The organism is Waterburya sp., assembly GCF_058530065.1.
On sequence record NZ_JBZNBU010000039.1, the window covers coordinates 1 to 10,948 of the forward strand.

Sequence of the window (10,948 nt, forward strand, 5' to 3'; positions counted from 1 at the left end):
AGCTTTGTTGATATCTTGTCGTATTTTTTCTTGTTTTGACTTTAAAGTATTACTGAGATCGCGATAAACTTGTTTTTGCTGTGTTATCCATTCATCGGATTTACCAATATCGCCAACAGTAGAGCCTAAAAAAGTTTGTGATCGCCTGATTGCACCATATTTAATTAATGATTCCCGAATCGAATCGAGAAAGTCTTGGATGCGACTAGCTTTGTATAGTTTGTCTTTATTATCTTGATGTTCTGCTTCGCTAGATAATTGTGCTGCCAACAGCATAACAGGAACAATATCAAAATAGTCATTATAATTTTTACGAACATGATCGCGGATGCGATTTATATGCCCGCCGATGCCACTTTTTCCCTCTTTGGCAAATAGCTTATCGGGGTTTTTAAGAAAGTGTTGTAAGCGTCTGGAGTCGCGCAGATTATATTTAAGATTGAGCAGAATAATTAATGGTTTAGCTTTGGCTTTTAACTGTTCGAGAAATTCAAATTCTTTTTCTTGAATGCTGTCGTTAGTAACTACGTAGCAAATAACATCCGCCTCATCAACAATGCTTTGAGCCACTTCTTCATCATCTCTTCCCCCAGCATCCGCAGCACCAACACCAGGAGTATCGATAATCCGAATATTCTTCCATTCATAAACTCGATTAAAACGAGTCGTGCGTTGTTTGCCTACTCCAATCGACTCCCAACCTTCTTGAGTAATAATTGAATGCAGAGTGCTTTTACCTGCTTTCGTTCTCCCCATAAAAGCGATCGTAAAATAGCTTAATGCCCTATGTTTTGCCTGATGGGATTCTTTAACCCGATCTAACTCCTTAATAATTTGAGTATCGAGAGATTTTCTACTTTCTTCTAACTGCTGCGCTACTTCTTTGGCAGTGGTAGCTTTTCCTTTTTTGCGATCTATTTTTAAGATTACTTCTTCTAAACTAAAAATTAGCGTTTTGAGAGTTGATTCCGTTTTCTTGAACGCCTCTTCTGCATACTGGTAATCTTCTCGCGCAATTTTGGAACAATGTTCGATCGCTTCATCATATTCATGTCCAGATAATAGTATCTGTCGTTCTAATCGTTCTACTTTAGTGCCAATTGCTTCTGGTGCTGCCTTCTTAGCAAGATCGATAACCGCACGAGATAAAGCAGACTTCTGCTCGTGTTTAAATAGCTTGGCAGCAAAAGATAACTCAGTTTGATCGCTCTTACTATTTCTGTTAACACGTCTGTTAACACGATCGCTTTTATTTTCTGCCTCTGCAATAATGCGCTCTATCTCCGTACTCGACCAATTCCAAAGACTAGCCAGTCGATCTAACATTTCTTTTTCTGATGGTGCAAAATAACCATCGGCATAAGCAATTGCTAAGATTTGTCGCATCACTTGCGATCGCTCGCCCACTGGAACTTGTTTCGCAATACAATCTAGGGTGAGATGCTCGCTATCCTGTGCCAAAATCTTGTCCATCTCGTCTTGAGTCTGTTGTGAGATGTTGGCAAGATCGCCTAGTTTACTGAGATATTTAATCTCTTCAGAATGGATTTGCTTATCGGCGCAAATGAGATGAACTAGTAATAAAAAGCCGTAATTAATCTGTTCCGATGCTTTGTGTGAAGTCTGAACCATAGGAAACTAAATACAATATTGTGATGTATGTGAATTATTGTTCCCAGTTTCCAAAATAGACTAACTAAATTGATGATTTGGCTTAGTCGAACATAAAGCGATCGCCATTGATCAGAATTAGCAACAGTAGTAATGCGATCGCTATACTTCGATCTAGCAATAAAACATCGGTAAGAAGCAATTAAAATAGTTATTTATTTTCTCGCATCAATTTAACGAAGTTAGCAAATAAATAATCCGCATCGTGAGGACCAGGACTAGCTTCGGGATGATATTGTACGGAAAAGAAAGGTAGAGTTTTGTGGCGCAAACCAGCTACAGTGCGATCGTTAAGGTTGAGGTGGGTAATCTCGACATCTGCTCCCAAAGAATCTTCGGCGATCGCAAATCCATGATTTTGACTGGTAATTTCTACCTGAGTCTGTTGCAAGCCACAGGGTTGATTTAAACCACGATGTCCAAATTTAAGCTTAAAAGTTTCTGCACCTAAAGATAGACCCAAAATTTGATGTCCCATACAGATCCCAAAGGTGGGTTTACCAGCTTCCAACAATTCTTTAGTGGTGGCAATACCTTCAGTAACAGCAGCAGGATCTCCAGGGCCATTAGAAAGGAAAATACCGTCGGGGTTGTGAGCTAATATTTCAGCTACAGGGGTATTTACGGGAACGACTATTACTTTACAGCCATAACTAGCCAAACGGCGCAAAATATTACGTTTAACGCCAAAATCAATCGCTACTACTGTCAGGGATTCATCTGGATCTATATTTTCTGCGGCAAACTCCCATTCTGAGTTGGTTTCTTCCGACCATTGATAAGTTTCGTTGGTAGTTACTTCTTTAACCAAGTTCAAGCCTGCCATATCGGGAGCTTGCTCGACCAATTTTAAAAGTCTTTCTGGATCGAGAATTTCTGAAGAGATTCCCCCATTAATTGCCCCATAGTTTCGCAGTTTTCTAGTCAAAGAACGAGTATCAATACCATATATCCCAGGTATATTTCGTTCCTGTAGATATTCTGGTAAAGATTGAGTAGAACGCCAATTACTAGGACGATAAGTAATATTCCGCGCAATTACTGCTTTTGCTTGTACGGTATTCGATTCTTCATCACTAGGATTGACACCTGTATTGCCTAATTCTGGATAGGTGAAAGTAATAATTTGACCAGAGTAACTCGGATCGGTTAAAACTTCTTGATATCCTGTCATTCCAGTATTAAAAACTACTTCTCCTAACGCAGTACCCTCTGCTCCAAAAGACCAACCGCGATATGTAGTTCCATCAGCTAATACGAGTAAAGCTGGTTTGGCATTGGGTTTGAGCATATTGACCATTGGGTTCGATTTTTTAACTAAAATTTAGGTTCGCCAAAAATAATTTATCAGTTATTGGTCAACAGAAAATGTATTATTTGCTTAAAAAAATATATCGATCGCCATTTTTAAGGTTGAAATTTGCCATTTTCCAAAAAATAAATTGTTTGCTCGATCGCCACAGGGCTATTCATAATAAAACTGTGACTGTGGGGAACAACTAGAAAATCTTTCATGCCTTCTAGTTTGGCACTAGCTACAGAAACCTTTCCATCGTCTGCACCAGGAATTAAATAGGAATATAATGGATTGAAACTGCGATCGCCCGTCACGATTCCTGTTTCAAAATTGACCGCTCCCAGGCTGTTGGGTACAGAATTTGCTGAAGTACCTAATGATAAACCAGCTTCCCCATTAATTAATTGAAAAAAAGGAATTATTTTCAGCTTATCTACGAGTTCGCTGCCTTGATTTGGGGGAGAAAGCATCACCACACGGTTAATTTTTAAATCTGTAGAATTGATTAGTTGTCTAGTAATTATTCCGCCCATTGAATGGGTCACAAAATTTAGCGATGTAGGGCGATCTTCTAAATCGGGCAGGCATTTTTTAATTTCTGGATAGACATTATCTACAGCTAATTTAGCAATGGAATATTTTCGGGAAGGATATTGCAGATTGCAAACAGTATAGCCAGCTTCATTTATAGCCTGACTTATTTTATTCATGGCAGAAGAAGAACGGACTAAGCCATGTAAAACTATTACCACTTCATCTTTACAGCCAGAATCGACATTACATTCAATTTTTTGACTCTTACCTGGAAACAAGAAAAACTTAATCGCTATTCCTCCAATGACGATCGCCTCGATCGCCATTAAAAATAGATATTTTCGGTTTAATTTTCTACCAAAAATTTTTTGCTTGACAGTCATTAGTTTTCAGACAAAATTATTGATGAATTTGACTTGATTTCTACATCGTAAACCCTAAATTACAAATTCATAACTCACCACAACCAGCTAATTGTTTTGGCACAATCGCTTAATTTTCTGTTCTCCTTTCCATCGGAGTATAAAAACTAAATGAAAGTAGTAAAATAATTAGACTCAAGCTCAAACCAATCGCCGTACCTGATACTAATAAAAGCTCTGAGTTTCTAACAGCTATCGCGATCGCGCCCCAAATGAAAACCGCAGCATAGGCAAAATCCAATCGGGGAATCGCGACTAAATGGGTAATCAAAGCAGCTATTATTAGCATAATTATCGTCCAAATCTCGTCACTCACCCCCCAACCACTCCAGCTTGAAGATCTAAGAGCGATCGCCCCATTCAGGATCGTCGCTAAAACAATCCAAGATAAATAAATACTAATAGGAATGCGAATTAACCATTTTTGTTGTTGGCGAATTCTCGTAAAAGGTAGACATAAATAAGCTCCAATTAAGGGTAATAGTATGCCTAACATTAGTAAAAAAGAAAGACTGTATTGACGATATAAAAAACAGACTACCCAAATGATTTGAGCCAGGGAAGCAATCGCTATTTTATAACCAATTTTTCTGAAAAGACTATTATTTCTTTGGGAAGGTAAAACTTGATAAATTGCCAGACTAATTAGACCTAAATAAATAACTCCCCAAATAATAAAAGCATAATTAGCTGGAGTGATTAAAACATTAGCAAAAAAACGATTGGAAATATCGCCAATTGATAATCCATTGAGGGGATTGATATTGGCTAAAACATTCATCACAAAAGCTGCGACCACAGCACCTAAGGTTACAATTTGCCTGATGATAGTAGATCGATTATTTACCGTGTAGCGATCGTACATAAAACATTTCTAGTTAATTTGTAGACAAAAATATTCGTCAAGAATAATTTCCTAATTCCATTGAACCTTAAATCCTTGGTTTAAAACAAATTTTGTCAAGCGATCGCATCCTTCAGATATCTTCTATTGACTGTTTTCAGGGGACGAAGGGTGGCAAAATCATCCCAGAGGGTTTGTCCGATGTCCTCAAGTTGGACGAGATCGCTTTCTTTGCCTATTTTTTCTAATTTGTTATCTTTAATGGGGACTAATCCTTGTAGAAAAGAAAAGTTTTTGACATCTTTCTTAGTTAAAAGTCAAATTTGCTTGAGGCAATAGAACCCATTCCACTGTTATGGAGAGCACAAAACTAAGACTTAAGTTTATCTATAAATTGTAGATTTTATAGATTTTAAACTCATTTATGTCACATAATAAACAATCCAGAGTTTTAATCAACTTGATTTTTGCTCAATTGTTATTCTGGCGATCGCTTTGTTGCCCTGCGTAAACAAATGACTTACCAAAATTCCACCACTTCTTTATCGGAGATAGATCGAACTTCTCCTAATTCCCCAGCACTTCCTCCAGCTTCTCCTACTAATAAAAAAACATTCCCACAAACCCAAGGACTCAGTTTGAGGACAAAAGCTATCATAACGGCGATCGCCATAGGAGTCATTCCTTTAACTGTTACTGGTGCAATTTCTTATCGAGTCATTCAAAATTATCTGACGCAACAAATCAACCAAAACCAAGTAAATCGCACTACCTATTTGGCTCAAGTGTTCGAGCAATATCTCACCAATCGAGTTAACGAAGCCAAAACCCTAGCTGATAGTCCCATATTTACCAATCCGAATGTAATATCTACAGTGACTGTAGGGCAAAAAAAAGCTGCTTTAAATGCTTTCCAAACTCAAACAGAATTTTATGACAACATAGCCTATCTCGATCTTCAAGGCAATCCTTTATTTCAAAGCCAATCGGAACGTCCCTTAACCGAAGATTATAGCCAACAAAAATTTTTTCAAAAAGCGATCGCTAAAAAAGAAACTGTCATCAATCAGCCTAATATATCTTCTTTGACGGGAGAACTAAGAATTGAATTTGCCGTTCCCGTGAAAAATGCCTGGACGGATGAAGTGATTGGCATACTACATTTTCGGATACCAAGTCAAAATATCTTGCCTTTATTTGAAGACTACGCTAACCCTGGGGAAGAAATACATCTGATCGATAGTCAAGGAATATTTCTCGCCAGTACCGTAGAAAATTTGAATAATCAACCACTGCCTAACTATTTCCCCCAACTACAAGAGGCTCACGTCACCAAAAAGACAGCCACAGAATTAGTTACCAACCCCAATAATAGCGATCTTCAGCAATCGATTAATTATGCCCCTATTAAACTAGGAACTTTTAATTCCGATCTTAATTTAGGAACTGCAATTTCGATCGATACAGATGTGGCATTTTCTCCCCTAAAAACTTTGAAGTGGATTTATGTTGGTGGTACAGTTGGTACTCTTCTACTAATAGGTTCGATTGCAGGATTTTTAGCCAGTCGTATCGTTCGGACTCTGAACAATATGACTTCTGCGGTTAACGAACTCAGTCAAGGAAAATTAAATACAAGAATTGAATCAAACAGTCGAGACGAACTGGCTCTATTAGGCGATCGCATTAACCATATGGCAGGTCAGTTAAACGAGTCTATAGAACGTCAAACAACTCAAGCCAGAACCTCCGAACTGTTGGCTCGAATCTCTCAATCTCGAACTTCTAGAGAGTTACAATTGCCTTTTAGTATGTTTTTAGCCGAGGTGAGAAATTTTCTGCAAGCCGATCGCGTTGTCTTTTATCGTTTCGACGACCAATGGCGCGGTACGGTGATTGCCGAATCCGTTGCGCCAGGTTTTCCTCGTACTTTAGGGGTACAATTTGACGATTCTTGTTTTGCCCAAGAATTCGTGCGCAAGTATCAAAGAGGAAGAATTCAAGCTGTCTCCGATGTGTCTCAGGCTAATTTAACTCCCTGTCATCTCAATCAATTAAAACCCTATGGGGTTAAAGCTAGCTTGGTATTGCCCGTTATTTTAGAACGTCCTGCCACTCCAGATTCGGAAAAGCTAATTGGGTTAGCGATCGCCCATCAATGTTCTAGTATTCGAGTTTGGTCGCAATCGGATGTAAACTATCTAGAACAAGTAGCATATCAATTAGCTATGGTGCTACGGGGATATATCGCCTATCGAGAAGAAAATCACCAAGCTGCTAACCTACAACAAGATTTGGCGGGAATTTTGAGGGCGATGAAAGATGTTTCCCAAGGAGACTTAAAAGTAAATTTAACAGAGGAAACTAATCCTGCTAGCGAAATTGTCCAATCTTTTGAGAAAATTCTCAACCTTTTGCGGACATCTATCATTAAAATTCAAGCTCCCAGTCAAAAGATCGGGCGAAATTTGCAGGATAATCAACAAGATTTAGTCAGAGTCAGAGAAAGCTTACAAGAGCAAACCAATCAATTAGCCCTGATTTTTGCCTTTATCGAACAAATGAGCAGTTCAATTTTAGAAGTATCATCTCAAGCAGATGTAGCATCTCAAACTGTAGATTCGATCGTGACAGATCTTGAATCGGAAAAAGTTAACTTGGGACGGGCAATTTCTTTTATGACTCAATTAGAAGATAATCTTCGGGTCAATCAAGATAAAGTTAAAAGTCTCAGCAGTGCTTCGCAAAAAATGACTAGGGTAATTGGTTCGATTAAAAAAATTAACTTGCGAGCCAGTTTGTTAGCCAGCAAACTAAGCAAACGGATTCCCGAATTAGACGAGTCGGCATTTGGCTTAAAAGAAGAAATTAAATCCATTCAACAATCAATTACCGCTACCAAAGAGTTGGAAAGTGTGGTTAGCAATATCGATCGCGAAATTAGCAAAGTTCTGCAAGAATATCAAAAGAACGAAAATAAATTAGAGGAAGAAAACTATCTGGTAGCCAACGCCAGTAAAAATCTCGAACATATTGTCAGGGTAACTAAAAATGCCCAGCAAAACCTTTTTTCTTTGGTCAATTTAACTAAGATGCAGCAACAAACTTCCCAAAAAATCGATAATTTAAAAGGGAAAATCAACCAAACGTCCAATTCTTTAACTATCAACTGCGATCGCGCGATCGAATCTTGGTCGGAAACTGCCATTACGGCTCAAGATTTGGCAAATGTTATCGATTTCTTTCAATTAGAAGATTAATTACCCTTGATTCGGCGATCTATAGAAGATCGCCGAATCAAGATGGTCGCATTTGAATAGGGATTGTTTTCAAAGTTATCTAAATTCATTTTCTAAAAAATATAGTGTTGATAACCAGCAGTTAGTTGTTGTTTAGCATTAGTTTCGACAATTTTGCCATGAGCCATAATTACGCGCTCAAAATCCCAAGCTAAAATTTTGGCGATCGCTTTTTTTGCTGCTTGTTTATCTCGGACTGCTATTTTCTCTAACCAAGATGGTTTGAGAGTTTGATAGCTATCAATGATTCTCATTGCCAGTTGGGTAATCCAAGGATAGCTACCGTCAAAATTAAATGCCGAATCGGTAATAATTAATGTTTTGGTGCTGGGGTGATAAAACACTATTTCATTAGCTATTTGGATTTGAGTAATTATTAAGACTTGAAATCCTGAGAATAATTGATATTCTAGTTCCAAATTAAAGTCTATTTCGTCTTGAGTCAAGGTTTTTGCTATTTTTAGCTGGGGTTGTTTGGTTTCTAAACCAGGTGGAGCAATAATTTGGGCTTGGGGATAGACTTTTTGGCAATCTGCCAAATATAAATGATGAAATAAATTGGGGGCAATTAGATATCGTACAGTTCCCAAACTGTTTAACTGCTGTTTTATTTGTGGAGTAATCGCGATCGGAGAAATTAATAATAGAGAATTGTCTGCCAATCGAATTACGGTCATTCTCGTGCCTACAGGCAAACCCATAAATTTTAATGGTTGTTCTGCTACCCAAAGATTGTTGTCTAGTTGTCGCAACATTTAATTCCTTCTAATAAGTTTTTAAAGGTTCTACATCGCAATCTAGTGCTTTGAGGACTTCCGCACTTGCTCTTTCTGACGATTGCAGCGCACCTTCCATATAACTCCGCCACTCCGTAGCTGTTTCCGTACCCGCAAAATGAATTGGTTCGCAAGGTTGAGCGAGGGAGTTTTGTCCGTTTATCCATTCGCCTATTGCTCTACGAGAAGCATAACCACCACAAGAGAAAGGTTCTGCTGTCCAATCCATTGTTTTAAAGTATTGGGGTGACATTGGTGCTTTGCCTAGTGTTTTGTCAACGTAATCAAAGACTAAAGTTTTGTAGGCTTCACTATCGGTGTGATTCGGACTGATGGCATCAGTTCCACTGATAAAAGCTGCCAAAATGCCAGGTTTTCCCGCTCGATCGGAAACATCTGCTAAATATTGAATCGGCTCGTTAGGTGTATCGGCAATACCGTTCAATCCTAAATCGCGCCACCAAGCACGTTCGTAGACGATAATATTTTTAATAATTTTACCTAATACCAATTCTTTGGGTCTTCGAGCCAATTTTCGGGCAAATTGACAAGGGAAAGATATCTTATTAATTAGCTGAGGAGGCAAAGCAAAAATAACCCGCTTGCTATAAAATTTATCTCGATCGCTATGCAAACCAACCAATTGACCGTCATATTCAAGCGATCGCACGGGAGTCTGGAGGTGAATGCAGTTACCCACTTCTTCCGCCAGCTTTTGAGCAATAGTCTGCGCGCCGTCTGGGAAAAAAGCATACTCTGCGGTTTCTAGTTGTTTTAAACCACCTATGGAAGCAACTTGTTGCAATACTTCTAGGGGAGAAAAATTGGCGGAACTATTGCACAATCCCGATTCGGTAACGTAACGCCAATAAGCTCTTGCTCCATCAGTCAAGGTATTTTTCTTTAACCAGTCAGCAAAAGATAGGCGATCTAGTCTTTTGGCTTGTGGATGCAACCAGGGCTTATCGACGGGAAATCGATTAGCATTGCGCTCGATTCTCCAACTAATTTGCAGCAAATCTAACTTACTCAGCCACGACATCGGCGGAGTTGTTCCCGAATTCCTTTGCAAACTTCCCCCCACATCAACTATTGAATCTCCTCGGGTGTGGGTGACAATCGTTTTTAACTGATATTTTTTCACTAAGGCATTGATGCGTTTTTGACTCGGACTAATCCACTGCGCCCCTAAATCTATGGTCGTTCCATCAGACAGGCGTTGGCTTAAAACCCTACCACCAAGTCGATCTCGCGCTTCCAGTACAGTTACAGATAGTCCCGCCTGTTGCAGTAGTTGCGCTGCATACAGTCCCGAAAGTCCCGCCCCCACTACTAAAACATCGGTATTATTTTTCATTGTTAAAGAACTCTAATTTTTAGAGTTGATAACGGTTGTTATTTTTCATTAACCACTTGGTCAATAAAAAAATACCATTTATTAACCAGTGGGTCAACACTGAGACTTGCCCTTGCGCCCTTCGGCGACGCGGGCTTCCTCAGTCAATAGAGGATATGGTAAAAATAATTTGGGTTAGAAGCCTAGTTACCAGTAGAGTTATATCTTTTTACTTTTTAGTTAAGACAGATAACTACTAATAACTACTACTAACTACTAACTAATAACTACTAACTACTACCCAAAAGCGATAACTTGGACGATAGGAAAATTAATTGGAATGACCATACTATGCCTGGACAAAAAATAGCCGAATCCGAGCGCAAAGAGCAAATTTTAACAGCTACAATGGGAGTTGCTATCAAAATGGGGCTAGAAAAGGTAACAGGAAGACGAGTAGCAGCGGAAGCGGGTATCAGTAGTGGCTCTGTCTTCTTTCATTACAAAACTAAAAACGATCTTTTACTGGCACTGCTGGATAAATTAATCGTTTGGTGGCTGACAACTCGTGAAATTCAAGCCAGCGATCCGAGATTGCAGTTTTTAGAATTGGTTAGTTCAGAAGCAAGAGTTGACGAGCGAGAAAAGATCGATTTGTTGCTTGAGTTTTGGATTCTGGGCAGAAAGCATCCCGAAATGCGATCGCGTTTTCAAGAGGCGATGGTGAAATACAGAGATAAATTTTGTTTGGTTGCACGACAAATGATTC

At 38.9% G+C, this 10,948-nt stretch carries 9 protein-coding genes; 3 read left to right on the forward strand and 6 right to left on the reverse strand.

Annotation, left to right across the window (positions count from 1 at the left end):
• The 4 genes from AC33VI_RS02695 to AC33VI_RS02710 all read right to left on the reverse strand — a co-directional run.
• The coding region (locus AC33VI_RS02695; RefSeq protein ID WP_491780731.1) for a GTPase at positions 1-1,632 on the reverse strand (1,632 nt) is incomplete at its 3' end.
• Positions 1,633-1,822: 190 nt separating this feature from the next.
• Entirely contained in the window at positions 1,823-2,962 is a 1,140-nt protein-coding gene (carA, locus tag AC33VI_RS02700) for a glutamine-hydrolyzing carbamoyl-phosphate synthase small subunit (protein WP_491780732.1), read from the reverse strand.
• Between the two features lie 116 nt (positions 2,963-3,078).
• Positions 3,079-3,885, reverse strand: coding sequence for an esterase/lipase family protein (locus AC33VI_RS02705; protein WP_491780733.1), 807 nt, complete (start codon positions 3,883-3,885; stop codon positions 3,079-3,081).
• A 109-nt stretch (positions 3,886-3,994) separates the two neighbouring features.
• Positions 3,995-4,789 carry a TspO-related membrane protein gene (locus AC33VI_RS02710; RefSeq protein WP_491780734.1) on the reverse strand — a complete coding sequence of 265 codons (795 nt, stop codon included), beginning with the start codon at positions 4,787-4,789 and terminating at the stop codon, positions 3,995-3,997.
• A gap of 92 nt (positions 4,790-4,881) precedes the next feature.
• Between AC33VI_RS02710 and AC33VI_RS02715 the strand changes: the two genes are divergently transcribed.
• On the forward strand, positions 4,882-5,016 hold the full coding sequence (locus AC33VI_RS02715) for a hypothetical protein (RefSeq protein ID WP_491780735.1): 135 nt from the start codon (positions 4,882-4,884) through the stop codon (positions 5,014-5,016).
• Between the two features lie 219 nt (positions 5,017-5,235).
• Positions 5,236-8,028, forward strand: coding sequence for a GAF domain-containing protein (locus AC33VI_RS02720; protein WP_491780736.1), 2,793 nt, complete (start codon positions 5,236-5,238; stop codon positions 8,026-8,028).
• Between the two features lie 92 nt (positions 8,029-8,120).
• Here AC33VI_RS02720 and AC33VI_RS02725 read toward each other — a convergent pair whose 3' ends face one another.
• Both AC33VI_RS02725 and AC33VI_RS02730 read right to left on the reverse strand, forming a co-directional pair.
• Positions 8,121-8,822, reverse strand: coding sequence for a DUF4336 domain-containing protein (locus AC33VI_RS02725; RefSeq protein WP_491780737.1), 702 nt, complete (start codon positions 8,820-8,822; stop codon positions 8,121-8,123).
• 10 nt (positions 8,823-8,832) lie between these two features.
• Positions 8,833-10,200 carry a flavin monoamine oxidase family protein gene (locus AC33VI_RS02730; RefSeq protein WP_491780738.1) on the reverse strand — a complete coding sequence of 456 codons (1,368 nt, stop codon included), beginning with the start codon at positions 10,198-10,200 and terminating at the stop codon, positions 8,833-8,835.
• A gap of 330 nt (positions 10,201-10,530) precedes the next feature.
• On the opposite strand from AC33VI_RS02730, the gene AC33VI_RS02735 reads away from it, so the two are divergent.
• Positions 10,531-10,948, forward strand: a 418-nt coding sequence (locus AC33VI_RS02735) for a TetR family transcriptional regulator (RefSeq protein ID WP_491780739.1), incomplete at its 3' end; no start/stop codon positions are given.

Bases quoted from the DNA above. Each gene is read 5' to 3' on its own strand.
- carA (WP_491780732.1), bottom strand. From the start codon at position 2,962: ATGCTCAAACCCAATGCCAAACCAGCTTTACTCGTATTAGCTGATGGA.
- AC33VI_RS02705 (WP_491780733.1), bottom strand. From the start codon at position 3,885: ATGACTGTCAAGCAAAAAATTTTTGGTAGAAAATTAAACCGAAAATAT.
- AC33VI_RS02710 (WP_491780734.1), bottom strand. From the start codon at position 4,789: ATGTACGATCGCTACACGGTAAATAATCGATCTACTATCATCAGGCAA.
- AC33VI_RS02725 (WP_491780737.1), bottom strand. From the start codon at position 8,822: ATGTTGCGACAACTAGACAACAATCTTTGGGTAGCAGAACAACCATTA.
- AC33VI_RS02730 (WP_491780738.1), bottom strand. From the start codon at position 10,200: ATGAAAAATAATACCGATGTTTTAGTAGTGGGGGCGGGACTTTCGGGA.